Source organism: Exiguobacterium sp. s46 (assembly GCF_018618875.1).
Classification (GTDB): domain Bacteria; phylum Bacillota; class Bacilli; order Exiguobacteriales; family Exiguobacteriaceae; genus Exiguobacterium_A; species Exiguobacterium_A abrahamii.
This window is the reverse complement of record NZ_JACSMY010000001.1, coordinates 690,258-717,255: the sequence shown is the minus strand read 5'-3', so window position 1 is coordinate 717,255 and position 26,998 is coordinate 690,258. Positions and strand designations below refer to the sequence as shown.

General features: G+C 42.1%; 27 protein-coding genes and 1 pseudogene. 4 read left to right on the top strand and 24 right to left on the bottom strand.

Annotated features, from left to right (window positions below; all coding sequences use genetic code 11):
* Nucleotides 1-168: 168 nt before the first annotated feature.
* The 4 genes from KNQ08_RS03690 to KNQ08_RS03675 all read right to left on the bottom strand — a co-directional run bounded on the left by KNQ08_RS03690 (nt 169) and on the right by KNQ08_RS03675 (nt 4,171).
* Nucleotides 169-546, bottom strand: a complete 378-nt coding sequence (locus tag KNQ08_RS03690; protein ID WP_052169496.1) for a GtrA family protein — start codon at nt 544-546, stop codon at nt 169-171.
* The gene (locus tag KNQ08_RS03685) at nt 543-1,499 is read right to left on the bottom strand and encodes a glycosyltransferase family 2 protein (protein WP_231496861.1); all 957 of its coding nucleotides are present in this window, start codon (nt 1,497-1,499) and stop codon (nt 543-545) included. Before KNQ08_RS03685 ends, KNQ08_RS03690 begins: the two co-directional genes overlap by 4 nt.
* Before the next feature lie 24 nt (nt 1,500-1,523).
* Nucleotides 1,524-3,197 carry a DUF6044 family protein gene (locus tag KNQ08_RS03680; RefSeq protein ID WP_214804766.1) on the bottom strand — a complete coding sequence of 558 codons (1,674 nt, stop codon included), beginning with the start codon at nt 3,195-3,197 and terminating at the stop codon, nt 1,524-1,526.
* Between the two features lie 788 nt (nt 3,198-3,985).
* Nucleotides 3,986-4,171: a hypothetical protein gene (locus KNQ08_RS03675; protein ID WP_035408297.1), complete on the bottom strand. Its 186-nt coding sequence runs from the start codon at nt 4,169-4,171 to the stop codon at nt 3,986-3,988.
* A gap of 87 nt (nt 4,172-4,258) precedes the next feature.
* Here KNQ08_RS03675 and KNQ08_RS16830 point away from each other — a divergent pair.
* Nucleotides 4,259-4,393 (top strand): annotated as a pseudogene (locus KNQ08_RS16830) (methyl-accepting chemotaxis protein); the annotation flags it as partial.
* 152 nt (nt 4,394-4,545) lie between these two features.
* Here KNQ08_RS16830 and KNQ08_RS03665 read toward each other — a convergent pair.
* The 13 genes from KNQ08_RS03665 to KNQ08_RS03605 all read right to left on the bottom strand — a co-directional run bounded on the left by KNQ08_RS03665 (nt 4,546) and on the right by KNQ08_RS03605 (nt 19,300).
* Nucleotides 4,546-5,490: a glycoside hydrolase family 43 protein gene (locus KNQ08_RS03665; protein WP_214769672.1), complete on the bottom strand. Its 945-nt coding sequence runs from the start codon at nt 5,488-5,490 to the stop codon at nt 4,546-4,548.
* Nucleotides 5,487-6,434, bottom strand: coding sequence for a glycoside hydrolase family 43 protein (locus KNQ08_RS03660; RefSeq protein WP_214769668.1), 948 nt, complete (start codon nt 6,432-6,434; stop codon nt 5,487-5,489). Before KNQ08_RS03660 ends, KNQ08_RS03665 begins: the two co-directional genes overlap by 4 nt.
* On the bottom strand, nt 6,431-7,600 hold the full coding sequence (locus KNQ08_RS03655; protein ID WP_214804764.1) for a sn-glycerol-1-phosphate dehydrogenase: 1,170 nt from the start codon (nt 7,598-7,600) through the stop codon (nt 6,431-6,433). Before KNQ08_RS03655 ends, KNQ08_RS03660 begins: the two co-directional genes overlap by 4 nt.
* Nucleotides 7,597-8,595: an aldose epimerase family protein gene (locus KNQ08_RS03650; protein WP_214804762.1), complete on the bottom strand. Its 999-nt coding sequence runs from the start codon at nt 8,593-8,595 to the stop codon at nt 7,597-7,599. The genes KNQ08_RS03655 and KNQ08_RS03650 overlap by 4 nt, the downstream gene beginning before the upstream one ends.
* Nucleotides 8,596-8,612: 17 nt before the next feature.
* On the bottom strand, nt 8,613-8,852 hold the full coding sequence (locus KNQ08_RS03645; protein WP_158513336.1) for a DUF6171 family protein: 240 nt from the start codon (nt 8,850-8,852) through the stop codon (nt 8,613-8,615).
* A 1-nt stretch (nt 8,853) separates the two neighbouring features.
* Nucleotides 8,854-10,380 (bottom strand): alpha-N-arabinofuranosidase, encoded by a 1,527-nt coding sequence (locus KNQ08_RS03640; RefSeq protein WP_214804760.1) that lies wholly within the window; start codon nt 10,378-10,380, stop codon nt 8,854-8,856.
* Between the two features lie 43 nt (nt 10,381-10,423).
* On the bottom strand, nt 10,424-11,911 hold the full coding sequence (araA, locus tag KNQ08_RS03635; RefSeq protein WP_047395662.1) for an L-arabinose isomerase: 1,488 nt from the start codon (nt 11,909-11,911) through the stop codon (nt 10,424-10,426).
* Between the two features lie 30 nt (nt 11,912-11,941).
* Nucleotides 11,942-12,643, bottom strand: coding sequence for an L-ribulose-5-phosphate 4-epimerase (araD, locus tag KNQ08_RS03630; RefSeq protein WP_214804758.1), 702 nt, complete (start codon nt 12,641-12,643; stop codon nt 11,942-11,944).
* Nucleotides 12,637-14,328, bottom strand: a complete 1,692-nt coding sequence (araB, locus tag KNQ08_RS03625) for a ribulokinase (RefSeq protein WP_056060963.1) — start codon at nt 14,326-14,328, stop codon at nt 12,637-12,639. Before araB ends, araD begins: the two co-directional genes overlap by 7 nt.
* A 278-nt stretch (nt 14,329-14,606) precedes the next feature.
* Nucleotides 14,607-16,004: an arabinan endo-1,5-alpha-L-arabinosidase gene (locus KNQ08_RS03620; protein ID WP_035408304.1), complete on the bottom strand. Its 1,398-nt coding sequence runs from the start codon at nt 16,002-16,004 to the stop codon at nt 14,607-14,609.
* 73 nt (nt 16,005-16,077) lie between these two features.
* Complete coding sequence (locus KNQ08_RS03615; RefSeq protein ID WP_082478680.1) at nt 16,078-16,920, bottom strand: carbohydrate ABC transporter permease; 843 nt, start codon at nt 16,918-16,920, stop codon at nt 16,078-16,080.
* 72 nt (nt 16,921-16,992) lie between these two features.
* On the bottom strand, nt 16,993-17,889 hold the full coding sequence (locus KNQ08_RS03610) for a carbohydrate ABC transporter permease (protein ID WP_214804756.1): 897 nt from the start codon (nt 17,887-17,889) through the stop codon (nt 16,993-16,995).
* Between the two features lie 67 nt (nt 17,890-17,956).
* Nucleotides 17,957-19,300, bottom strand: coding sequence for an ABC transporter substrate-binding protein (locus tag KNQ08_RS03605; protein ID WP_156358989.1), 1,344 nt, complete (start codon nt 19,298-19,300; stop codon nt 17,957-17,959).
* 372 nt (nt 19,301-19,672) lie between these two features.
* Here KNQ08_RS03605 and KNQ08_RS03600 point away from each other — a divergent pair, with 372 nt between their 5' ends.
* Both KNQ08_RS03600 and KNQ08_RS03595 read left to right on the top strand, forming a co-directional pair.
* Nucleotides 19,673-20,797: a GntR family transcriptional regulator gene (locus KNQ08_RS03600; protein ID WP_047395681.1), complete on the top strand. Its 1,125-nt coding sequence runs from the start codon at nt 19,673-19,675 to the stop codon at nt 20,795-20,797.
* 30 nt (nt 20,798-20,827) lie between these two features.
* On the top strand, nt 20,828-21,427 hold the full coding sequence (locus tag KNQ08_RS03595; protein WP_035408312.1) for a DUF624 domain-containing protein: 600 nt from the start codon (nt 20,828-20,830) through the stop codon (nt 21,425-21,427).
* A gap of 703 nt (nt 21,428-22,130) precedes the next feature.
* On the opposite strand, the gene KNQ08_RS03590 is transcribed toward KNQ08_RS03595, so the two are convergent.
* A complete protein-coding gene (locus tag KNQ08_RS03590) occupies nt 22,131-22,838 on the bottom strand; it encodes a hypothetical protein (RefSeq protein ID WP_251133611.1) in 708 nt (235 codons plus the stop codon).
* An 86-nt stretch (nt 22,839-22,924) separates the two neighbouring features.
* On the opposite strand from KNQ08_RS03590, the gene KNQ08_RS03585 reads away from it, so the two are divergent.
* Nucleotides 22,925-23,347 (top strand): hypothetical protein, encoded by a 423-nt coding sequence (locus KNQ08_RS03585; RefSeq protein WP_214804754.1) that lies wholly within the window; start codon nt 22,925-22,927, stop codon nt 23,345-23,347.
* A 95-nt stretch (nt 23,348-23,442) separates the two neighbouring features.
* On the opposite strand, the gene KNQ08_RS03580 is transcribed toward KNQ08_RS03585, so the two are convergent.
* From KNQ08_RS03580 to KNQ08_RS03555, 6 genes are all read right to left on the bottom strand, one after another.
* A complete protein-coding gene (locus tag KNQ08_RS03580; protein WP_214804752.1) occupies nt 23,443-23,823 on the bottom strand; it encodes a DUF5412 family protein in 381 nt (126 codons plus the stop codon).
* Between the two features lie 45 nt (nt 23,824-23,868).
* Nucleotides 23,869-24,264 carry a hypothetical protein gene (locus tag KNQ08_RS03575; protein ID WP_214804750.1) on the bottom strand — a complete coding sequence of 132 codons (396 nt, stop codon included), beginning with the start codon at nt 24,262-24,264 and terminating at the stop codon, nt 23,869-23,871.
* 31 nt (nt 24,265-24,295) lie between these two features.
* Nucleotides 24,296-24,913 carry a hypothetical protein gene (locus KNQ08_RS03570; RefSeq protein WP_214804748.1) on the bottom strand — a complete coding sequence of 206 codons (618 nt, stop codon included), beginning with the start codon at nt 24,911-24,913 and terminating at the stop codon, nt 24,296-24,298.
* Nucleotides 24,914-24,970: 57 nt separating this feature from the next.
* Nucleotides 24,971-25,585, bottom strand: coding sequence for a hypothetical protein (locus tag KNQ08_RS03565; protein WP_214804746.1), 615 nt, complete (start codon nt 25,583-25,585; stop codon nt 24,971-24,973).
* 175 nt (nt 25,586-25,760) lie between these two features.
* Nucleotides 25,761-26,171, bottom strand: a complete 411-nt coding sequence (locus KNQ08_RS03560; protein ID WP_244290126.1) for a hypothetical protein — start codon at nt 26,169-26,171, stop codon at nt 25,761-25,763.
* Nucleotides 26,172-26,228: 57 nt separating this feature from the next.
* The gene (locus KNQ08_RS03555) at nt 26,229-26,993 is read right to left on the bottom strand and encodes a hypothetical protein (protein ID WP_251133610.1); all 765 of its coding nucleotides are present in this window, start codon (nt 26,991-26,993) and stop codon (nt 26,229-26,231) included.
* Nucleotides 26,994-26,998 lie beyond the last annotated feature (5 nt).

Genomic DNA, 26,998 nt, shown 5'->3' with positions numbered 1-26,998 from the left:
GCGTCATCTTATCAAATTGTAAATGACTTTCCTCACTCTAATCTGAGTGGTTGATTTCTATAATTTGAAAATTCATTTGTCAGTCTTTTGATTTGCTACTGTGCTTTTGCAAGTGCAATTGAGAGGATAAAAAAAACAAGCTACCTCTATAGATAGCTTGTTTTATCATCATGATTTGCGAAATACCCAATAAGACTGACCTAGATAATTTAACCCCGTATAGATAATCATCCCGATCAGAATCGCTCCAGTCTCTTGTAGATTTGGCAATACGTAATGCACTCCCCATAAACTAAGACGATAAGCGATGAGATAACTAATCGAAACGACGATCAAAAAACGTATCCAATAGGGCCATCCTCCAGCCTCTTGACGAAAGGTGAAGCGACGATTTAGCATATAGCTGACCCAAACACCACATGCATTCCCGATCGCCGTCGCTCCCCAATAACCAGTATGCAAGACATGAAAACAAATCAGTGTCAGCGTCAGACCAACCAGCGTATTAAGAACTCCTACTAATAAGAAACGAAGAAAGGTCATCATTCTCGTTTTTTCTCGACGACATAACGAGGACGTCGTTTGACTTCCTGATAGATTTTACCGATGTATTCTCCTATCAGTCCAATACCTAGTAATTGAAGTCCGCCGATGAACCAGATCGACATCATTAAAGACGTCCACCCATCCATCGCTTCTCCTTCATATCTACGATAAAGAGCATATCCGACAAAACCGATCGAGACGATGAGCATGAATAGTGAGACTAAAAATAACAACTTAATCGGACGAACACTAAACGAGGTCACCCCATCCCATGCGAGTGCCATCATCTTTCGTAATGGATATTTTGATTCGCCTGCTGGACGTGATTGACGTGTATAGGTCACTTCTGCTGTTTGAAAACCAAGCGAAGGTACCATCCCCCGCAAAAAGAGATTGCGTTCCGGATGTGCACAAAGTGTTTCGACAGCTCGTTTGCTCATGAGACGATAGTCTGCATGATTGAAGATGGTCTCTACACCCAACCAGTCGATGAAGCGATAAAAGCCTTGAGCAGTCGACCGTTTAAACCAGCTATCGGTCTGACGATCTTCTCTTACCCCATAGACGATATCATTCCCTTTCGCAAATTCACTTAAAAACTGTTCAATCACTTTTACGTCATCCTGAAGGTCCGCATCCATTGACACAACACAATCCGCATCGGTGTGTCCTTCGACAAGACCTGCGAACAAAGCATTTTGATGTCCTACGTTATGTGCTAATTTTAATCCTCTAAACCGACCATCTTGTGCGTGTACATCTTCAATTTGGGACCAGGTATCATCCTGACTTCCATCATCTACGAACAAGACAAAGGAGTCCTCAGAAATGAGGTGTCGTTCTCGCCACTCTGTTAAGAAACGGTGCATCGTATGGACCGTCAAGCGTAATACTTCCGTCTCGTTATAACACGGAATAATTACGCCTAGCGTAGGGATTGTCGTCATCGTCATACCATTACTCCTCCTTAAATGAACTTACTTCGTATTCTCTGTAGTAGCTTGGATACGGTATAACCTAATCTTCCAAGCAGAATGTTGATCTTCAAACGTTTTTTCGTACTGCAATCCAATGGCTGCAGCATTTTTGATTGGTACAGTAGACAAAAGATATGTCGCACCGATTTGCTTCAACTGTGCTGTATTGATAGATAAATGTCGAACCGGTACTTGATGCTCCTTTGTGTACTCGTATTCCTTACCGAGTTCAGATGAAAACACATAGACTCGATTTCCCCACGTATCAAAATAACGTTGTAATAGCTTACTTTTATCCAATTCTCCAGCAATCACCTTTCGGAAAGATGCTTTATAGCGTAATGGATAAAAGTTCACATAACCATCCACGGTTTGCATACCATTGTATTGTGCGATCGCAGGGTGCAATCCGAGAGAAGCGACCTGATAGTCTTTCGTTGGTTGGTTGATAAAGCGTTTAATGTCAGAAAACTGAGAAGTCGCATAAAACGCTTCATAGGATGGATGATGACGATAGAGGAACTCGGGATTCCATGCAAGCAAGACAAGGGTTTGGGCTACGAGCAAACAAGTCACCCATTTTCGTTTGGCAGTTCGCCATAGCCAGTCGAGCATCAAGTAAAACAATGCATACCACAACATCGGTTGAAGGAAGTGGAATCGTGAGAAATTGAAAGTTCTAATGAGAGAGACATGTTGCTTTAACGGATTCCACCCCTCATAAAACCAAAACGCATACCACAGCGATAGTCCAAATAGAAACCACATCAAAGTTCGAATTCGTCTTGCTGCATGATCTTTTTGACGAAATACTAGAAATCCAACAATCAGAAGTGTTAGGAGGATGATGGGCGATTGTACTGCGCGATCATGTGTATGACCAAACACCAAATTCTTAAAAAATAAACGAATACTTGCCCAAAATCCGTTATTCCCTGTTTCGAAGTCATTTCGACTCGTAGGCTCTTCTTCCCACAGCATCGAGAAGACCAGTCGATATTCAATTAATAAGTATAAAAGGACCTGAAGGCCATAGGCGATCCAAAAACGGCTATGAAAACTACGTGCGCGTATCTCCTTCACCATATGGTAAATGGCAAGCGTTGCTAAAAAGAAAACGATTCCTAGCACGAAGCTCGAATAGAACGGAACCACTAACAATACGAATGCACTCGATTTTATTTTCCGTCCATGCCAGATATTCCAATAAGCCCACAATAAGAGTGGCATCCCAAGCGTGCTGAGCATGCCCGATGGCCAGAATGGTGTCCAAGAAAATAGAACTGCTACCCACAGCGCATATGATTTAGGAATAACCCCTTTCGCATAATCACGTAGTAATAAGTACATTCCTAAGAAAGCAAAGATTCGGACCAACGTTTGACTGATCACGTATGCCGTAAATGGTGGGAACCATTGATATAGCCACACGATACCTGTAAACTCACTGACGAAAGCATTTCTCGAGACGACCCCATTCAATAAGTCAGGAACATTTGCATGAAGGCTTGCGTAAATACTATTGGTATCGACCAATGTTTTATACCACGTGATGTTTGAGTCTAGATTATCATGAATACGGACATGTGCATGTTCCCCCAGTAAGACCATCGGTAAAATATAGAGGCAAGCTAGTAGCAGCCCTATTAATATGCGAGTTTTTTCTCTCATCATACCTCTCCTTCATCTACTTTAAGATTTAATTCTTTTGTTAGTAGTTTCAAGAAATCAATTGCCTGTTCTTTCCCTCTTATAACTTTCTTTATGGTATATACTCCCTAAGAAACTATTTCCAATGATACCTTATATCACAATAGGATAGGTGACATTTATTAAATTTACTTTTCAGAATTAAAGTTAATTCAATTAAAAAATTAGTTAAATGGAGATTAGAAGAATTAATCAATCTTGACCAGATCTCTTCTTCTTTTTCTACTTTTCCCTTTTATGAATGACTAACTATAGATTTTTTTAATTCTATCGAGGAACTACAAAGAAGCATCGTACCATTTCTGTTAAGAAAAGATACGATGCTTTTGGGTTCTTAAATTTACTTCATCAGCCTTCGAAAAGGAGAACAAGATTTGGAGACTTTGTTTTTTATATGACGAAGTTCCATAGGTACGTGTAAATTTAAAAATGATTTTAAGATCGAACTAGAAAGTAACCTGGATTACGCTATTCTCCTAAAAAGCACAAAATAATTAATTACTCAAATGGAGTGCGTTAAAATGCATATTCAAACTATAGATGCTTCAAAAAAGATTTATTATGATGAACTTGGCTGGTTAAGTGCATCTGACTGGTTGCATTGGTTAGATATGCATTTACAGTGCCATTTAAGAAAAAGATAGGCACTACATTACTCCTTATTTACAAAACTAATTATTTTTCATGATCGACTACATTTTTTCTCTATAAAAAAGCATCCATATCGGACGCTCTTTTTGTAGATTGAATATTTACTCTTTATTTTGAAAGATTTCTGTGTTCTCAATACGAATCGCATCTACGATACCGCAATCCATACAAAACGAAAATACTTTTTGAGCACTATGAAATGACCCTTTAGATGGCTTTAGTGGAATATAATCTGTTGCCTCTTGAAAATTAGTACTTCCGCATGATGAGCAAATTTTATTTTCCATTTAAAGTACCCCCAATAAATATTGTCTATAAAGTAATTTACATCTAATTCAATCTTATTTTATCATTCATGATATTCTGAACAAACCAATCTACCTGCCTTGAATGTAGCGATTGAACCAGCACGAGCTGCTGAGCAAGAAAAAGGATTTTCCATTGTCGCCTCTGATGTCAAGAATCCCTCTATGCATGTCGCTGAAAACGAAGGTGAAAATCCAGATTGAAGAGTAACGTCTTTTTGCGATAAAGCATCCCTTCTGTAGAGTAAATCTACATAAGAGATGCTTTTTGTGACCTCAAGTTTATTAAACAAAAAATTATCAACTGTACAAGATTAATTACGTTTTCTTATAAAAAAAGTTGATTCTGTTCGCAATCAGATTGGCTTATCAAAGTTTGGTTTTTTATCCATGCCCCACGTAAAGATCTGTGCCCGTGTATGGCGATTCGGATCGTACAGAGGATCACCCTCGATTTCAGTGTAGGTCCGTGCATGATATACAATGACATCTTGTCCCTGTTCATCTACTGTAAAGCTATTGTGCCCTGGTCCATATTGACCAACCTCTTCATTCGTCGCAAATACGGGTGACGATGATTTTTCCCAAGCATCCGGATTCAATAGGTCTGCGTCTTCTGAGGCACTCAACATACCCATGCAATAATTCTCATCCGTTGCACTAGCGGAATACGTAATGAAGATTTGTCCATGACGCTTCAGGACTGCCGGTCCTTCGTTCACCAGAAAACCCTTTGTCTCCCAATCAAGCTCTGGCTTCGTCAACATGACTTGTGGCTTTTGAATGGTCCATGGATTCTTTAAAGTTGCAATATATAAGTTCGAGTTTCCTTCAATGGAAGGATCTTTTTGTGCCCACACTAAGTAATGAACGTCTTGATGTTCGAAGACGGTCGCGTCAAGAGCAAATGAATCCCACTGCGTTTTTATTTGTCCGCGTTCTAACCATTCGCCTTCTAGAGGATTATCCGAACTATTCTCTAAAACGAACATCCGATGATCAAAGAGTCCGTTTACAATCTCGCGTGACTTCGCAGCCGCAAAATAAAGATACCATTTCCCATGAATACGATGTAATTCGGGTGCCCAAATCAGATCACTCATAGGGCCAGTTTCTGGTTTAATCCATGCTGTCACCGCTTCTGCATCCCTTAGTTCATGGAGAGATCTAGCACGACGCAATTCGATTCGATCGTATTCAGGAACAGACGCTGTAAAATAATAATAACCGTCAGAATGCAGATACATCCATGGATCTGCCCGTTGCTCTAAAACAAGATTTCGATCCTCTGTCTGGTTCATCGTGTGACCTCCTCGTTGACCATCCTGTTTTCAAAAACAGGCACATCTCCCTGCCAAGAAAATGGTCGTACATACGTATGACGATTCGGATCCCATAATGGATCCCCTTCGATTTCTCTATAGTTCCGTGCATGATAAACAATCATATCGGTCCCATCTGCGAGTGTCGTGAAACTGTTATGACCTGGTCCGTATTCACGGATTGACTCATTCGTCGTAAGAACGGGTTGCGGGTATTTTTCCCAATGAGTAGCATCTAACACATCCTCTTTTTCATTGATACGAAGAAAACCTACACAATAATTATGATCCGTCGCGCTTGCTGAAAACGTGACATATATATAGCCATTTCGCTTTAAGACAGCAGGTCCTTCGTTTACAAGAAAGCCGACTTTTTCCCAAGCATATTCCGGTGTCGCAATCATCGTTTGCGGTCCTGTCAATGTCCAAGGATTCTCCATTTCAGAAATATAGAGATTCGAGTTTCCTTCAATTTTTGGATCTTTCTGAGCCCAGATGTAATATAACCGGTTTTCATGCTCGAACGTTGTCGCATCGAGGGCGAATGATTCTTGCCATGTCTCGATTTGTCCTTTTTCCGTCCATTGACCTTCCAGCGGATTGGCTGAACTATTTTCGAGAACGTACATGCGATGATCAAAAATAGCATCTTCACGTGCCGCCGCGAAATAAAGGTACCATTTCCCTTGAATGTGATGTAATTCTGGTGCCCAAATGTTAGCGCTCATAATTCCGGTCGAACGCTTCTGCCATACGACTTTCTCTTCTGCTTTAGTCAACTCTCCGATCGTCTGAGCACGACGCAGCGGAATACCGCTAAAGTCAGGTAAGGACGCCGTAAAGTAGTAATAGCCATCTGTATGCCGCATGATCCATGGATCCGCGCGTTGTTCTACGATTGGATTTACGATTGTCTCTGTCATAATGAACGCTCCTCTGTTTCAAAGTGGCTCGTCTGTAAGCTCATCTGTTTTAACAGCGTGTGTCTCTCTCGAAGACGATATGCTTCTCTCTTGCTACTCGCTAGGAGAAGAGACGAAATACCGATTTCCTCTGGCTGAAGAGGTGCTTGTAACGAATTAAAAATGGACTCCAACTTCTGTCTTGTTGGCATTTGAGTGACCCAATCACCTAGCTCCTTTGGTACATCAGATTGTTCTTGGATCATCGCTCTATAAGTATCGATAAGTTCCATCGTCGCAATCGCTACTTTTGTACCGTGTAAGACGGCTGGACGGTCATGCGTTAAGAAATCCATTTCCCAATAATGAGAGAGGTGGTGTTCTCCACCAGATGCAGGATGTGAATGCCCAAAAATCAACATCGCAATTCCTGATAAGATCAATGAATCCATCAGTTGATCCAAACCTTCCGCTTTTTCTGCATAGATATCTGGTAGAGCTTTTACACAATCGGATAAAGCAATTTCGGTCAATCGAGCAACTACAGGACAAAAGGGTTCTTGTCCATCAAAGGCACCAAAACGCCAATCCAGTAAGGAGGTGTACTTCCCAAGCATGTCCCCGACACCTGCTGCTATTAACGCACGAGGTGCATCACGGATAATGTCACTTGGGATGAATACGGCAATTGGTGAGACGAGCTGATAGGTCATTTTTTTCCCTCTTATAATTAAGGGAGCTCCTTTCGAAGTAAACCCGTCCACTGAAGGAGCGGTAGGAACAGACAGAAATGGGATTTTTGCTTTCGCAGCACAAAACCGCGTCACATCATGAATCGTCCCTGCTCCGAGTGCGATCAACGCATCCACACTATCGTCCAACTCGAGCATTACTTGTACAACTGATAGTTCATCAGCTAAGACATCCCCTTGCTTGTTCGGCGAGAGCGTGACTATTGATACGTCAATTCCTACTGTCATTAATGCTTTCTTCAGTGGAGAATAACCGACCATCTGCGTATTGACATCACCAATGACGAGGAGGTGCCGCCACTCTTTTTGCTGCACAAACTCGACCACTGATTGCCATACTTTTTCAGAGGCACTGATTTGTTCAATCGTAATGGGGTAATGTAGATTTCCACACGAACAAGTAGCAACCTGCTTTTGTATCTGTTCGAGGTTCATCGACTGACTCCTTTCCCAACGCGATATTCCGTTTCCCACTGATACGTCTCTCTTGCTAATAATCTAATAGATGGAAAATTACTGTGATGAACGGCGTCCGGAAGATGTTGCGGCTCGAGACAAACACCATAATATTTTCGAGAGCGTCCCTCACGTAAGATCGTTTCTTCATTCATCTGGTTTCCTGAATAGAGCACAAGAGCTGGTGCAGTCGTAGACAACATCAAGGAACGCTTACTTTCAGGATCGTACAGCGTCGCTTTTCGTTGGTCGTCGAATAAAAATGGATGATCATAACCATTGACGAGTTGATTTTGTGGATGGCTTGAAGTTGGACCATCTCCTAGCATTCGTCCTGATTGGAAGTCAAAAGGGGTCTGATCGACATCCAATAGGCGTCCTGTAGGAATCAAATCATCTCGCAGCTCAGCAAATTGATTAGCCGGTAAAGTCAATTCATGTCCTAAAATATCACGACTTCCACCACTTAGATTAAAGTACGTATGATTTGTCATATCGCATACCGTATCCGTGTCACTGATTGCCTCATACGTAATTTTGACACCGTCAGCTAACAATTCAAACGATGCTCTGACATCGAGTGTACCCTTATAGCCATTCTCACCATCAGGACTTACATACCGAAGAACGAGATGAGTATTGGATACGTCTTCCATTTTCCAGAATTGACAGTGGAGACCGTCTACCCCGTGAAGATGATGCTTCCCTTCGTTTTGAGGCAGATGGTACGTTGCACCGTCCATATCGAATGTCCCGTCCTCGATTCGACCAGCGACACGTCCGACAGTCGCTCCCAAGTAATACGTGTCTGTCTTGTATTCTTCAACCGTATCGTATGACAAAATGAGATTTTTCCATCCCTCATCTTGAATCGAAAACTCTTGCAGGGTTGCTCCATATGTCAAAATGCGTAAACGACACATATCGTTCTCGAGCGTAAACGCCGTCTGATTTACTACTTCTTGTCGCTCCATCTCAAGTCGCTCCTTTTTCACCAAACCTTCACCGGGCAATGCTTTGTTGCAAGGCGTGCCCGGTAAGATACATAGCACCCGCACTTCAAACAGGTATCGTCCTGATAAAACGGACAGACTGCACATTGACGAAGACGTTCCTGATACTCAGCGTCCGTGACTTGCGGCATGACTTCCGCGTCGATGGTTAATAACCAATCAGTGTCTACTTTTGTCGGTGGACAAGTACGACACCGTCTTGTCTCGACGACTTTCATCTTAGCGAACCGCCACTGTGATGACGCTCATCGCCGGAACATCCATGATGAGCTTTCCGTCTTCTGTCACCTGGACCTCATGATCACGCGGCGCAACCACATCTGGTTGTTCAAACGTGTTATGGGCATTGAGATGATCTGCTGTTAAAATACGTGCCGATACGTTAGAAATCGTCCCCAATCCCCGCAAATCAATTTCTACTTTATCGCTATTTTGATGATCAAGCTGGCAGAGGCTAATGTGCAATACACCATCAGCATCGCGAGAAGCTGTCGCGTTTACAGAAGGAATCGATTCTTCTTTAGCTACATAGTCACGCGTGATGGCTGCTAGCTCGACTCGTTCAGCATCTTGGTGAACGCGATACATCTCAAAGACATGGTACGTTGGCGTAAGAATGAACTGGTCACCCTCCGTTAAGATCATTGCTTGAAGCACATTGACCATTTGTGCGATGTTCGCCATGTGAACGCGGTCATTATGCTTATGGAAGATATTGAAGTGAATCGCTGCGACAAGTGCATCTCGGATTGAGTTTTGTTGATACAAGAAGCCTGGGTTTGTTCCTGGTTCAACGTCGAACCACGTTCCCCATTCATCAACAATGAGACCGACGCGCTTTTCTGGATCATACTGGTCCATGATTTGCCCATGCTTTGTGATCAGTTCATCCATGTAATAAGCACGTTTTAGGGTGATGAACCATTCATCTTCCGTAAAATCTAACGCTGATCCCTTACCTAACCAAAAATCGCCCGGAATCGTATAATAGTGCAGACTAAGACCATCCATCATCGTACCCGCTTCACGCATGAGAACTTCAGTCCATTTGTAATCATCAATGTTTGCACCACCAGCAATCTTATAGAGTTGATTGCCATCATAATTGCGGACATATGTCTGATAGCGACGATATAGATCGGCGTAATACTCCGGACGCATATTCCCACCGCAACCCCAGTTCTCGTTACCAACACCGAAATACGTAAGCGACCACGGCTCTGTACGGCCATTCTCCTGACGCCAGTTCGCCATCGGTGATTCTCCATTGAACGTCATATATTCGACCCATTCAGACATTTCTTGGACGGTCCCACTTCCAACGTTTCCACAAATATAAGGCTCACACTCTAGTAATTCACAAAGGCGCATAAATTCATGGGTTCCGAAATGATTGTTTTCGACGACGCCACCCCAATGTGTATTGACCATCCGCTTTCGGTTTTCATTTGGTCCAATACCATCTTTCCAATGATACTCGTCTGCAAAGCATCCACCCGGCCATCGTAAAACCGGAATGTTCAATTTCTTCAATGCTGTCAATACATCGTTCCGAATGCCATCTGTATTCGGTATGGATGATTCTGGACCAACCCAAAGCCCTTCATAAATACAACGTCCAAGGTGTTCCGCAAAGTGCCCATAGATATGCTTACTGATTTTACCTTTTGGTAAATCTACATTGACGATTAGTTGTGTTGCAGCTTCTTTTGTATTTAGTGTTGATGTGACGAGTTGGTTATTCATAATATCTCCTCCAAGAAAAGGGACCTAGGAAGGTCCCTATAAATTATGGTCGATAGTACAGTTCATTCCAACGTAACTCATTATTAAATCGAACCGTCTCCGTTTCTTTATCGATGACAGCAATTTCAATGTTCAGAAGTTCTGCGAAGTCGCGTAGTTGTTCAGTTGTCACTTCATAGGAGTAACAAGTATGGTGCGCTCCCCCGGCTTGGATCCAGTTTTCGACAGCTTGAGCCATCGATGGTTCTGTTTTCCATAGAACACGTGCCACAGGAAGATTCGGCATTGCTTCATCCGGTTGGATGCCCTCGACTGTGTTTACCAAGAGTCGGAAGCGATGTCCTAAATCAATCAAACTAGCGTTCAATGCCTTGCCATTCTGTCCTTCGAATACCATCCGCGCTGGCGCTTCACGATCTCCGATTCCGAGAGGATGTACCTCGATTCTAGGCTTATCGACCGCAATGGTCGGACAGATTTCGAGCATATGCGCCCCTAAGACCATTTCGTTGCCTGGTTCAAAGTGATAAGTATAATCTTCCATGAAAGATGTCCGTTCGTTGCTCGCCATGATTTTCATAAGACGAACAAGCGCTGCGGTTTTCCAGTCTCCTTCTCCAGCAAACCCGTACCCTTGCTCCATCAATCGTTGAACGGCTAGCCCAGGTAGTTGCTTGATGCCATGTAGGTCTTCGAAGGTTGTCGTGAAGGCAGTGTATCCACCAGCTTCAAGAAAAGCCTTCATGCCGAGTTCGATGCGACCTTGATAGCGAACGGATTCCTGGAATGCTTCTTCTTCCATTCCAGTATTCGTCACTTCATATCGCGTGCGATATTCTTCCATCAAGTCATCTAAATCTGACTCCGATACCGCATTCATGTAGGTGACGAGATCGCCGACACCATACCCATCAACCGTCCAGCCCAGTTGAATCTGAGCTTCGACTTTGTCACCTTCTGTCACTGCTACATTCCGCATGTTGTCACCGAAACGAGCGACTTTTAAGTTCTTACTTTCCGCTAACGCATGCGCTACATTCATCCAAGATGACATCTTTTGACGTGTGAGTTCATCTTCCCAATGACCGACGAGCACTTTTCGCTTCACGTTCATCCGGCTTGTGATAAAACCATGTTCACGATCACCATGCGCCGACTGATTGAGGTTCATGAAATCCATATCGATCGCATCCCACGGGATGTCACGATTGAACTGTGTCCCAAAATGGAGCAATGGTTTTTGTAAGACACGCATCCCACTAATCCACATTTTCGATGGTGAGAAGGTATGCATCCATGTGATCACACCGGCACAGGCATCATCAGCATTCGCCTGCAACATCATCTGCCGAATTTCTTCTGCATTTTTGACGACTCCCTTGTAAACAATTCGATCCCGGAAGACGTCCGCTGCATCTAATCCTGAGACCATCTCTTTTGAATGTGTTTCGACTTGACGAATTACCTCCTCACCGTAGAGCATCTGGCTTCCTGTCACGAACCAAAATTCGTGTGTGTTTGCTGTCAACATTTAAAATCCCCCTCATCTAGCTATGTGCACCTATCGTTTCTGACCGTAGTAGGCGTTTGCTCCGTGTTTGCGCAAGTAGTGTTTATCTAAGATGCTTTGTTTGATGGGTGCTAATCCTGGATTCAGATTCAAGGCATGAATACCCATCTTGGCTACTTCCTCAAGTACGACTGCATTGTGCACGGCTTCATCCGCATGCTTCCCCCAACAAAAAGGTGCATGATTTGCGACCAGCACACCTGGTACAGCAACAGCTTCCAAGTGTAGTTCGTTCAACGTCTCAATGATGACGTTTCCGGTTTCTAACTCGTACGCCGTCTCGATCTCTTCATCAGAGAGTTCACGTGTACACGGAATTTCTCCATAAAAGTAGTCGGCATGTGTCGTTCCGAATGCAGGAATTGCTCGTTTTGCTTGCGCCCAGCTTGTCGCCCAAGGGGAATGCGTATGGACAATGCCTCCAATCTCAGGCAGAGCACGATACAAAGCCAAATGTGTTGGCGTATCAGAAGATGGACGTAGATCACCCTCGACAACATTGCCTTCTAAATCGACTACGACTAAATCATCTATCGTCAAAGCGTCATAGGGGACACCACTCGGTTTGATAACGACTAAACCCGCATTTCGATCAATCCCACTGACGTTTCCCCACGTAAAGGTGACTAAGTCATGCTTTGGCAATGCTAGGTTCGCTTCAAGCACTTCTTCTTTTAATTGACGACTCACCATACAGGTTCTCCCTTCTGACGCGACGCTTCAGCTTTGATTTTCTTTAATCGCTTCATCACATCGTTTTCTCCACGACCGAAATAATCGTATAGTTTCGTATACTCAGCGAACAGCGCCTCATACACTTCAACGTTTTCTGGAATCGGAAGATATGTTTTTTCTTTTACACGTCCCATCTTCGTCGCTGCTTCCGTGATGGTGGCATAACCGCCTCGTTCTGCTCCTGCGGCTACGGCACCGAACATGGCAGATCCTAAAGCGGGGGTTTGAGAAGAGGCTGAAATCTTGATTTCCATGTTTAGAACATCAGCATAAATCTGCATCATCAAGGCATTCTTCTCCGCAATTCCTCCTGCAGCGTATACTTCGTGGACGGGAACACCGCTTGTGCGGAACGCTTCGACAATCGTTCGCGTGCCATAGGCCGTCGCTTCGATCAATGCGCGGTAGATATCTTCTGGTTTTGTCAGTAATGTTGCACCTAGAAGTACACCCGTCAGATTTGTATCCACTAGTGTAGAACGATTTCCGTTCCACCAATCAAGTGCGATCAATCCATGTTCACCGACGCGTTGCATCGTTGCCTTATCGGTTAATAATTGATGCGTACTAACTCCTTGAAGAGTTGCTTCTTGCAAATAGTCACTTGGTACACAGTTTTCGATGAACCATTCAAAATGATCTCCGACACAGGACTGACCAGCTTCGTACCCCATATACCCTGGTAAGACTCCGTCTTCGACGATCCCGCACATACCGGGTACGACCTGCTCCTCTTCACCAAGCAGGATATGACAAGTAGAGGTTCCCATCACCATCAACAACTTACCGGGTTCCGTGATTCCAACGGCAGGTACTGCAACATGCGCATCAACATTTCCTACTGCAACGGCAGTTCCCGGAAGGAGACCGATTCGTTCTGCAAAGGATATCGTTAATTCTCCTGCTTTGGCCCCGATTGGTGCGATGTCATTGGAAAGCTTCTCTTCAACTACGTTCTCAAGTCGTGGATCTAACGCTTTAAAAAACTCATTTGAAGGATAGCCTTCCTGTTTGTGCCAGATCGCTTTATAGCCAGCCGTACAACTATTGCGTACCACTTTTCCAGTCAATTGAGAAACGACCCAATCCGTCGCCTCTAAAATTTCGTGAGCAGCCTCGTAAATGGAGGGTGCTTCGTTTAGAATTTGCCAGACTTTTGGAATCATCCATTCGGATGAGATTTTCCCGCCGTAACGCTTTAAAAAAGGTTCTTCGCGTTCAGTCGCAATACGGTTCAAAGCGTCTGCCTCGTCTTGAGCTGCATGATGCTTCCACAACTTCACATAGCTATGCGGATTATGTTGATACTCTTCATGGAAGCACAACGGATTTAAATCGGCATCGATCGGTAGAATCGTACAAGCTGTAAAATCGATGCCGAGCCCGATGACTTGTTCTTTCGTGATACCTGCCTCTTTGACAACTGCCGGGATCGTCATTTCCAGGACCTCTAAATAATCACGCGGATGTTGGAGTGCCCAGTCATGTTCAAGCCGTGTTTTTCCATCAGGCAAAAATTGATCCATCACTCCATGTGTGTATGGTTTGACTGCAGTCGCCACTTCGTGACCTGTTTCGACGTCAATCAAGACGGCTCTACCTGATTGCGTGCCATAATCAATTCCGATTGTATATTTCGACATTTCATCACCCTACTCCCAAAAAGAATACGCTTACATTTCAGAAGAAAAAATAAAGTGTGTGGGCACTCTCTTGTTTTCATCCGGACAAATAATCAAAATCCATGCAGAAAATTTAAATAAACAATAAATTTGTACGTATAACTTACACTATGATTGTATCAATTATTTAAGAATATGCAATCATTTTTCAGAAAAATACGCATTTTTTGACGTTTTTTTCTATCTATCAGATGATCAACCTTCTTTAATACATTCATTTGTCCGTACAAATGATGGGTTCAACGTCTTTTTGCCCAAACTGCTGTTCCATCCTTACTAAGACCTGTCATGATGATCGTTGATTTCCAATTTTCCCAATCCCATGCTGCACCAACTTGTAACTCGTATGTCTCCTGTCCTATGCGTAATTCAAGGATGCTTCCCTTTAGTTGCCATGAACCCTTCTTACCCAAAAGACTGCCATCCTTTTGCAACTTTAGCTTTCTTGATTGTTGCTGACCGTCATCAAAGCGCGGGAAAGCAATGATCTCCCATTCTCCAACGATCTGCTCTTTTTGAACATTGATTTTCTTTTCACCTGCGTATCGTTCGGGCGAAACCACTGGCCATCCATCTTTTGTCCAATACACTTTCCTCACCTGCAATTGCGACCAGTAGATATCTTCGCTTGGTCGAGCTTGATGAATAATAAAGGTATCTTTTCCATCCTGTAAAAATGCAGAATGACCAGTCCCCACATATCCCTCGTCTCCTTCAAAACGATAGGAGCCAACAATTTTTACACCAGTATCAAATGATTCATTTGAAGTATCACGCAAATCACGACCACGTGAATCAACGTAAGGTCCATTGATTGATTTCGAGCGCCCAATCCTTACATTATACGAATCTTCTAGCCAACCGTATGAAACCATCAAGTAGTAGTAACCTGTCTTTGCGTTGAAAAGAATTTCTGGGCCTTCAATTCCCATCGTCATATCTTTTCGCTTAGCCAGTAACTCCCCTTCTGATGACTTTTTCATCAGCTTTCCTGTATTCGGATTGATTTCCGTCAAGAAGATACCGCCAAAATAGGAACCATACGTCATCCACCATTTCCCCGTTTTATCTTGGAGCACATGAGGATCAATCGCGTTGACCGTTTTTCCATCTCCTTCTTTTGAGGCGATGACGACTCCCTGATCGTGCCATGGACCCTCAATATTTGAAGCGCTCGCCATTCCAATATACGAGGTACGACTCCCGACTTTTGAGACAGAATAGTAAAGGTAGAATGTATCCTTGATCTTCGTAATAGAAGGGGCCCAAAACGTATTTCCTCCTGTCCATTTGAATGCTTCTTGAGAGACTTCGTCAAATACACGTCCTGTAAATTGCCAGTTAATGAGATCGTTTGATTTTCGAATCTGGATGCCTGGTGTCGGTGGACCTCCTACCATATAATCTGTCGAAAACACATAATAGGTATCACCTTCTTTTATGATCGCTCCGTCATGCGCAAAGTTTGTAGTCCATTTCTTTTCCTGATTCAAAATATCAGGTTGTACGTCTGCGACTTCCTTATCGAATGGCGCTTTCGGTAATTCCAAATCTTCGAGAGACGCATTCGTAGACCACCAAAAAAAAGAGCACCCTGCAATGAATAAGACAATGATCCCCATCATCATTTTTTTCATATTGTTTTTTTCCTCCTTTAATCACAAACACCCGCCTTTACTTAAGACGGGTGTTTCATCTTTTCGTTACAGCTCAACCTTTAACGCCAGAAATGGCAATCGATTCGATGATTTGTTTTTGAAAGATCATGAAGACGATCAGCATTGGTAATAAGGCGACAACAGATGCTGCCATGATTAATGGATAATCACTTTGAATAGCATAGGATGCATTGAAGTTGGCGATGACCAATTGCAGGGTTTGTTTTTCGGGAGAATTGAGATAAAGAATCGGACCGAGATAATCGTTCCAAATCGCCATGAACCATAAAATCAATTGTGCAGCTACAGCGGGCTTGATCAATGGAAAGACGATTTTATAAAAGATTTGAAAATAGGAACAACCGTCAATTTTAGCCGCTTCGATGATAGAATTCGGAATACTGTTCAAGAATTGGCGTAAGAAGAAAATCATGAAGATATTCCCGAACAAACCAGGTACGATCAACGGAAGAAGGGTATCGACCCACCCGATTTCCGAGAACATCATAAACTGCGGAATCATCAGGACAGGATACGGAATCATGACAGATGCGAACAAAAGAAGAAAGATTTTATTTTTTCCTCTGAAATTCAACTTAGCGAACGCGAATGCCGCAAGACTCGAGGTGAACGTTCCAACGATCGTGACAGATAACGCGACGATCAGACTGTTCGATATACCAGACAACAGCGGACCCATATTCCAAATCTCCATATACTTATTGAACGATATGTCTGTGGGAATCCAAACCGGTGGAAGGGAAAACACTTCATCTTTTGACTTCAGAGAGGTCGATACCATCCACAATAATGGTGCGATCATGACGATTGCACCCATCGTCAGAAAGATGAAGACGAATATATCAGTAATTCGATCTTTTTTCTTCACGGACATCGTCTCTACTTTTTCTTTTTTACGGGTAAGGGCTAACTGCATGGTCATTCTCCTTTCTAAGGTATGAATGTCTCAATCCAAGTCAAATGATGATTTTTCGTTCATACGGAATTGGAACAAGGTAACGATGAAAATGAAAAGACCGAGAACGAGTGCCATCGCTGAAGCATAGCCCAACTGGAAGTTTCCGAAGGACTTTTGCCAAATGTAGAAGACGGCAGAAGCAGAGGAATACTCCGGTCCCCCTGTCGGCGTCATGACGTTGATTTCCGTAAAGATTTGCGCCCCACCAATAATATTTGTCACGATGATGAAGAAGGTGACCGGTTTAACCATTGGGAGCGTAATATACCAAAAGCAGTGCCAGGCATTCGCACCATCTAATTTTGCTGCTTCATAATACGAACGCGGTACACTCTGCAAGGCTGCCAAATACAAGAGCATCGTATAGCCAAGACCTTTCCAAATCGCCATAACGATCAATGCCGGCTTAACGGTATTGGCATTTTGGAGCCAGTTCGGACCATCAATACCAATCAAGTCCAAGAACTGATTCACCAAACCATAATCACCGTTATATGCCCACTGCCACAAAATCGAGACAGCCGCGATGGAAGAGATAACGGGAATGTAATAGATGACGCGGAACGTATTAGTACCAAAAATCCCTCGATTCAACGCGAGGGCAAGGAGAAGTGCTAATACGATGCCAATTGGAATTCCGATCATCATGAACAGCGTGTTGTACATGGCTTTATAAAAATACTCATCTTGAAACACATTAATAAAATTTTCTAGTCCGATGAACTTCATTTGTCCGAGTCCGTTCCAGTTCGTAAATGCACCATAGAAGGAATACATTAACGGAATTAACGCAAATAGAAAGAACCCAATCACCGGAGCCGCAACGAATAGATAGGCATACCGTTGCTCCGTACGATATAACTTGGAAATTGGTTTTGTCTTCATTGTCTTCCATCCTTTCTACGCTAGAGATTCAGGTGGCAACTTACGCCACCTAAATCATCATCTCTAGTTAGTTCGCCTGTTTCTCTTGTGCGATGGCATCATCTAGCAACTTTTGCATTTTCGGTTGCTCTTTTTTTACATAGTCTTCAACTGATGTTTTTCCATCGAGTACAGGCTGGATGTTTTTGAAGAACTCGTCATACCATTCAGCAGTATACGTTTTTTCTGCCGGGAGACCACGCCCATAATCATTAATCAAATCAAGGAATTCCTGTTTGTTGGCAGGCTTGATTGATGTATCCTCCACCCAAGTTTTTGCGATTTCCATGCTGTTTGGTAACTGAACTTGCGCATCCACTAAAGCTTGTTGCCCTTCTTGGTTAGCAGATAAGTACATAGCCAGTTCTGTTGCTTCTTTTTGATGTTGCGTCGTTGATCCTACACCAATCCCGAGTGAGCCGACCCACCCTGCTGGTTTACCTGTTGATCCCGCTGGCCACGGAAGAAGGTCATACTCAAACTTCAATTGATCTTTAAAAGCTGCCATATCCCAAGGACCAACAGGGAAAAACGCAAGTTGTCCTTTCATCCAGCGTTGATAGGTATCGAGTGTTTGTGATTCTCCGATTGATGGAGTGATTTTATGCTTTAGTTGCTGGTCTACGAAAAATTGGAGAGCTTCGATGAATTTTGGATCGTCAATCGTTACTTTCGTTCCCTCTTCGTTGATCCAATCTGCTCCGTTGCTCCAAACGAACGGTTGCAATGCCCAGTTCACATTAAATCCTGTACCGTACTGATCCATTTTCCCATCGCCATTCGTATCTTTCGTTAACTTTTTAGCTACTTGAATGAATTCGTCCCATGTGTACGGTTTGTCCTTATCTGGAAGCGGTACCTTCGCTTTCTCGAACATCGTTTTATTATAGCCAAGCGCAAATGGTCCTAAATCTTTTGGTAAACCATATATAGCCCCTTTACCAAGTACCTTTCCATCATAGCGGTACTTATCAACCCCTTTTTTCCAGATGTCTTCTAACTGGATGTCTTTCGATCCTTCGACGTTCTTTGTAATATCTAGTAGTACACCTGAGTTCACGTAAGCTTTGACTTGAGCCGGGTTGTAAAAGAAGACATCTGGCACTTTCCGTCCTGCAATTGCAGATTTTAATTTCGTATCATATTGATCTGGAGCTGTTTGTACCATTGTCACTTTAACGTCTTTATTGGCTTCTTCAAACCGTTTTACTGTTGCTTTGTACGCTTTTAATTCTTCAGGATTCCCGCGAAACATGAATGTGAGTTCGACTTTCCCATCAGCACTTTTGCCATCTCCCGAACAACCAGCTAATGCTATCGATGTAGTCATCAAGGCAGTCATGGTTAGCGCAAACATTTTCTTTGATTTAATGTTCATTGTGAATTCCTCCATTGATTTAGTTTTCAGTGTCAAAGCGGAATTAAGATGTACGTACATATTTATTTAAGTAAAAACAATGTTTTTTATAGCGAAGCCCACACAACGCTATAAGAAAGACAATTAAAACGAGTTAAATGAACAATGAAAGCGTTTTCTGCACAATTTGAGTCTATTACACACATTCGGACATGTCAATTCGATTTTTTGTCATTTATTTCTTTTTTGTACGTACATTTAATTAGTATATCTATTGATTTTCTCTTAAATCCATAGCAAACCGGACAAATATTTGCTAATATGTAAGTACTATCACATCTTGTACGGATAAGTTTGCTGTTACAAGAAAGAAAGCAGGGACGCCTCATGGCACAACGGACAAAATATAGTATCGTTAAAGATCATATTCTCGATTGGATTAAAGATGGCACAGTACGTCCGGGCGAAAAAATTCCTCCTGAAAGTGAGCTTGTACAATCCTTTAAAGTTAGTCGCCACACGATTCGTCAAGCAGTTGGAGAACTTGTAAATGAAGGATACCTGTACCGCGAACAAGGATCAGGAACTTACTGCTCCCAAGTACTTCCTACACTAGAAGCTGAGATAACTGAACGTGCTAATAATGGAAAAAACATCGGTGTCATTACAACGTATATGTCTGATTACATCTTTCCATCTATCATTCGAGGAATTGAATCGCATTTAGCTTCAAAAGGGTACACGCTGACACTTTCGTGCACAAACAATGATGTAGACAAAGAACGTCAATGCCTCGAAATGATGTTAGATCGTCAAATTGATGGATTAATTGTTGAACCCACCAAAAGTAGTAACTATAATCCGAACATCAAATACTATCTAGAACTTGAGCAGCAAAACATTCCCTATTTGATGATCAACCAATATTACTCTCAACTAATGCCTCCTCATCTTATGATGGATGACGAAAGAGGTGGATTTTTAGCAGCGGAACATCTAATCAACCTTGGTCATGAACGAATCATAGGCTTGTTTAAGACAGATGATTTACAGGGTGTTTATCGAATGCGTGGATTCCTTCGTGCGTTTCGTGAGTACAACATTCCCTTAGAGCCAGAATTAATCATTACCTATACAACGGAAGAGTTAATTCCAAGTTTTTATGATTCGATTGGACGTCTCTTTGAAAATGGAAAGCATCGACCAAGTGCTGTGGTTTGTTACAATGACCAATTGGCATTAAGTGTCTTGGATCAGTTACGGAAGCTACATCTATCTGTTCCTCGAGATGTCTCTCTCGTGGGTTATGATGATTCCGTACTTGCAGTGGCAACGGAAGTGAAATTGACTTCGATCATTCACCCGAAACAAGAACTTGGACGCGCTGCAGCAGAACGGATTATTGCAGCGGTGGAGAAAAAAGAAGCCCCTCCATCTCACATTTATGAACCGGAATTAATTATTCGTAACTCAACAGCACCATTTAATCGTCTCGAATCTAAATCTAGTTAATTTTTGAGCAGAACTTCGGGGGAGGTACTTATGAACTTAAGACATGAACAAAACAAACTATTCCAGCTACTTGAATTCACTACTGGACTCGTACAGTTGAACTTCATTTTTTTTATCACCCTTTTACCAGTCATCACGATTTTCCCAGCTCTTTATGCACTAACTGCCGTCACAAGACAGTGGTCAGTTCATCAAGATTACAGTGTTTTTCGAGCCTACATTCGTTTTTTTAAAGAAGCGATGCAATCCCATTTTAAATTCGGCATTTTGTGGACCTTCATCTTACTGTTTTTACTTTTTGATTTTTTAATAATTCGTCACTTAGAGACAGGACAGACCTTCTTATTTACGAGTCTTTCAATCGTCAGTCTGTTCTTCTTGGCTATTTCCGTTTTCTTATTTCCGATTCTCTCGCATTACGACTTGAAAAAAAGGGATGCCCTTAAGCTAGCCCTTTTTAGTCTAGTACGCTATGGATACATTTTATTGTTTTCATTTCTTCTACTAGCAACATTGAGTGTCTTAACATATCAATCACCACTTTATTTACTGTTCGGCTTTTCATTTGTTATTTTTCTTACTACCAAACTGTATTTGCATCAATTGGATCGCGTGATGCTTGAATCTTAATCGTTGTTGACAAGGTATATAAATGAAGGCATGCAATTACTTCGGTATAAATCTCATTTTAATCGTGAGCTTCTTATTAAGTTCTAGGTTACCGAAAGACCGCTCGACGGGACGATCCGAAAACGTATTGAACGGATGCAAATATCGTTACGATAACAGCACTTAACGGTCCATCTATTAACGCATTATTTCGATGTTTTGGTCGAAAAACTCGAAAATGTGTAAGAGGATGCCTATCACGTCAAACGAAATCTCAAAATCGAGACCGTCCCGCTCAATCAATTCCTAAGCGTCATTCTCTCGGTCTGAACTATAAAAGTATCATGATCATCGTCTTTTTAAACATAGTCAAATATTAAAAATGACTGTGTTTAGCTTTATCTATTATCTTGTGACTAACCTTATTTCATTTGGAATATTTAAAGGTCTAATCTCCAGTACGAAAAAATCTTTGTTATCAAACGTCGATCGTAATCTTATATGCTAAAGGTAAGTTCGCATTGCGCTTTGCTTCACATGTCGTGTCTCTTAAGATAAGTACTTGGATTTAGACCTCCACGATAACAGGTTTATGGCAAACATATTGTCGATAGTACCATACATAATATAACTTCACTTAGTGGTTCTCCTCTTTTTTCAAATTTAGAATCATTCGTACAAGGACGATGCTAGATTAAAATCCAAAATGCATTATCAAATACTTTTAATTACTACGTTTGTATTCAAAGACTCCCCATGGAAACCATAAAACTGCTTCTGTCGCCTCACCTAATTCATTGCAGTAATTCGAGTAACGATCTGCTTCCTCGAACGTATGGATCAATCCGCGACTGTTTATCGAAAAGTTAAACTGTTGACTGAAATCATGCTCTAGCCCGTTACATAAATAGGAATGGAACAATCCCGAGTCAAATCCCAACACTTCGTACCCGATTTTCTGGAATCCCTCCATGTTAACTGCAAGTTGCCGCTGCAAGATTTTTTCTACTCCGTAAGGCTCAGGATTTTTACTACTATAAGCCGCTACATCTTCAAGAAAATCTACTTTATACTGTTCAGGCAAACCGATGCTGATGATGCGTATGTCAGGAAGATGATTCAAAAAATGATTTACGAACATTTGCGCAGCATTTAAGTTAGAGAACACTTGAGGAAACAATACATCTCCGGTTTCCCGATGTTCCTCTATCCATTGTTCAAGTAACTGAAAGGTGTTAGGTGAAAGACCGATTTGCTCCATATAACGATCTTTCTTTACTTCCGAGTTTCCCCATAAGATACTGATGTCAGGATAGTGTGTACAGATGCATTCACTTACGGATAGAACGGACTCAGGAACAATCACCTTGTCCATGTATTCTTTCCGAGGAGTAGGCAATATAAGGTAATACCCTGCAGATAGGTAGTGCATGAATTGACTCCTTGTTATATAAAATGAATTCAATGAGTGTATGTAATGGATCGATTCGCTAAATTGAGTAGAAAGGAAATGAAAACATGGATAAAGAACAAGAAAGAGTGCTCGTCCAATCATTTTTTGTCAAGCGCGTTCAAGAGCGCGTTCTACATGAATTGTTCACGCCAAAAAAACGAGATATGGCGCTCCAGCGGTTAGATCACCGGTATTTAAGCATGCTGAAGAATGATTATTTGATTGAAATCAAACCACCTAATTCATGGCCTGAAGATACGTATGATTTATTGAAGCAGTACGATGCACCGGATATGTGCTATTGCCTATCAGAAAACGAGCTGATTAGCGGGAAAACGTTACCTCTCCGTGAAGCACTCGAACACGCTATCGGCTTTGGATTCGCCTCGATCATTTCCTGTATTCCAGGCGAACTAGCGTATTTCGAAGCGGAGCAATCTTTCGGTCCACCACCTCGCTATTTATTGAAGAAACCAAGCAATCGGTAAATATCGTCTTTCATCCATGCTTGGTTTCTAACAACTACGTCACGTGGTCGTACGCCAAAATTTGCTGAATGCATATCATCATCCTCATGTTCCTCTTAGTCTGCTTCGTATATGCCCTCTCTGAAGTCGTACACTTGATTCCATATCTTGATTTTAGTGCCATTGATTGTCACCGTATCCTTCGTCCACTTCACTTCTTTTATTTCGCGACAAGGATACTCCCAGTACATTCTACGCTTTTCTCCGTTCTTATTTTCCATAATGCCGAGCATTGCATAATCCACCGTCGCACCACCATTTGCGCGGTAAAAGCGAACCGTATACGCTTGATCGGGCGATGTACTTTTTGAGATATATTCTTCTTTTGGAACAACATTGATATCAACTAAGAAAAATAGTCGATAGATCATCCATACAATATATACAGCCAAACTTATGCCAACTACTATTCCAGTTATTTTCAGCTTTTTTCTCACTTTTCAAAAACTCCAATTTTTATATATTCATCAAAATTTAAACGATTAGTCGCCCCAAAAACAAATCAATGCGTTCTGATAGACAGATGCGATACACATTCGCTTCAGCAACTCTAAAAATTGATGCAGTTCCATTACTCGTTTGTCTGACTGATGCATCACCCACGGCTCATTCGCATAATAATTCGCTTGATTCATCATCCACGCTTCCTTCGGTGTGCAATAGCGTTGAATAAGTAGTTCGCAAACTTTGATCAACTCATTCACTTCTCTCGCTCCAAACAACTTATCAGTGTAAGGATCGAGATTAATCAAGAGATCGCAACGATTAGATATCCTTGCGAAGTCTTCTTTCAAAAAGCGTTGGACGTTACTCGGATACCAGAGAATCTCTTTTTCATTTTCTGGCATTTCTTTTAAACTTGTACTAATTCCAAACATGATGTCCTCCCTTTTATCATCCGACCGGATGTCAATCATAGTAGTCGATGCCGTCTCCTTTCGGAAGAAACGCTTTTACCTTGTCTTCAGTATCAAAACAAGCTTCATTCGAAAACAGGTAATAGCCCATGAAATCATGCTCCATCGTGATGAATGACATCTCTTTTGTCGCACGAATGACAGGAACGATACGTTCTTTTTTGAAAAACCATCCTTTGACCATTTTCCGTTCAAACGTCAGGAGATTCGTAAAGGATAGGAAGTAAAAATCATTCACAGCTGCATACCAATACGTTTCGTCCAGCAGACGCTCAAGTTCGCTTATATAGTTTACCTGAACGCTATAATAAGGACTGCTCTTATCTGGTTGAACCTTTGTATAGCATAGGTTTTCCTTCTGAAAAAATGGTTCCACCTCTTCATTGGTAAAACCACCGCCGAACGTAACGAATAGTGGAAAGCGATTCAGACGCGTCAAAAAATGCTTCAGTACTTCATTGGAGTCATGTTGATAGTCACGTTTCTCGTCATTCGGAATACATCCCATCGAATAAATCGACTTAACAGCACCTGGTGGATCAATATCGAGATAGTGGTCTTTGACCACTTTTGCATGATTCGTATGTTCATCGAGATAGATATATAACATAAAAATTCCTCCACGTATTCTGCTAGATCCATCTACATAATTCAACTGCTTGTTTCATCAATAGAATTCAATGGTACCATCGTCAGGAAAGATGGCTTTCACCTTGTCCTCGGTATTAAAACAGGCTTCATTCGAAAACAGATAATAGCCCATGAAATCATGCTCCATCGTGATGAACGACATCTCTTTCGTCGCACGAATGACGGGAACGGTACGTTCTTTTTTGAAAAACCATCCTTTGACCATTCTCAGCTCAAACGTCAAGAGATTCGTAAACGATATAAAGAAGTTTTCGTTCACAGCCCCATACCAATAGGTCTCATCTAGCAACAGCTCAAGTTCGCTCGCATCATGCACCTGAACGCTATAGTATAAGTTCTTATTTGGTCGAACCTTTGTATACGATAGATCGTGCTTTTGAAAAAACGGCTCGACCTCCTCGTCCGTAAAACCTCCACCGAACGTGACGAAAATCGGGTAGCGATTGAGACGCGTCAAAAATTGTTTTAAGACTCGATTTGAATCGCCTTGATAGTCTCTTTTAGTTTCCATATCCGGTAGACAACCTATTGAATAGATGAAGTCGATACGTTCTGGTCGATCAACGTACAAGTATCTATCCTTAAACACTTGTGCGTGATTCATATGCTTCTCAAAATAGACATATAACACGATTCCACTCCTCCCTCAATCACTTTATTACCGCTCGATTTCATCTTCTGGAAACAGTGCTTCTATTCGATTACTGGCACTACTCTCTTTTTTTAATTAACCACCGTCTTACTTTTGTCATTTCAAACTTCAAAGTGAACCTCTTAAACCAAAGCCGCTATGAATCAGCGGCTTTTTAGTTTTCACTCTGTTTCGTGATCAAAATATGCGTTCTTTCAGGAATCTCAATGTCTTCTAACTGATCAAGTGCCAATGATAACTTCATACTTTTCACTTGCGGATCGGATTCTTCCCCAATCCAACAGGTATACAATTCAAACGATTCACCCTCGTCTAAGAACTCGTTCATGAGCGTAAACAAATAACGCAGCTTTTCTTTCGATTCCAGTGCAATTTCGGAATCAAAAGGTTCAACGATCTCGATGCCCCAGTGACTCGAAATTTCATATACATACCATTTATGAAAATGCTTCGTTTTTACTTCATACAGACAGTCTTCATCCGCAAAACAGGGACCGATATATAAAGGAACAGTTTCATCTTTTTCATCTAAATTGAGATACTGTTCAGGAATTTGTCTCTCCATACAAATATATGATGCTAAGCTCATTGTGCTTCCTCCTTATGTATGATGTTTCCATCGTTAGTTGAAAAACGTCTTTCGATCGTCCATTTTCCCAAAATGCGCGATCTTTCCATTCGTACAAAAGTGATCGAGCATGCCAAATCGATTTGTTGCATCGCGGGTCACGATGAAGTTATAGGGCATCAATAATGAAAATTCAGACATGAAGTCCTCAAGCGTTTGCCGTGCGGGACGTGCATCTTTCGAAAATAATCCTGACGTCACTTCCTTGCGATTCAGCAAATGCAATACATGTTCTTCCAACACCGCTTGCCAATTGGAATCGTGCAACGTCATCACGTGAATCGAATCATCATTTTCTAAAACATCCCGACCACAAAAAACGACTTCGACCGGAAACGTGGCATGCGGTAAAATCGCATCGAAAAAGTTCTCATATTCTGTCCCTGCATTATCGAGCTCTTCATATGCGACTCCATACATCGAGACACAATCGTTCGTGACTCGGACGATTCCTTGTCCTTGTTTTTGGATGATGAGCGTCACTTCTGCTTCAATCGCCATTTCCTGCTGTTCGATGACAAGGTGTTCGAGAAATCTTTCAAGCTGTGAGTCGTCGGTCATAATCATGTGAGATCGGACCGTCCAATCTGAAAAATCGTCGATATGTGGATTCTGCTTGAGTGGTCGTTCCAGAAACTTTACTTCAACCGGATACGAATACTGACTCACTTGAAGACGGACGAGGTCTTGCCAATCGTCGCGTGGTAGCAGTTCCCGGAACACATCGATCCAGTCGTTTCGTCGAAATGTCATTTTCATCTTAC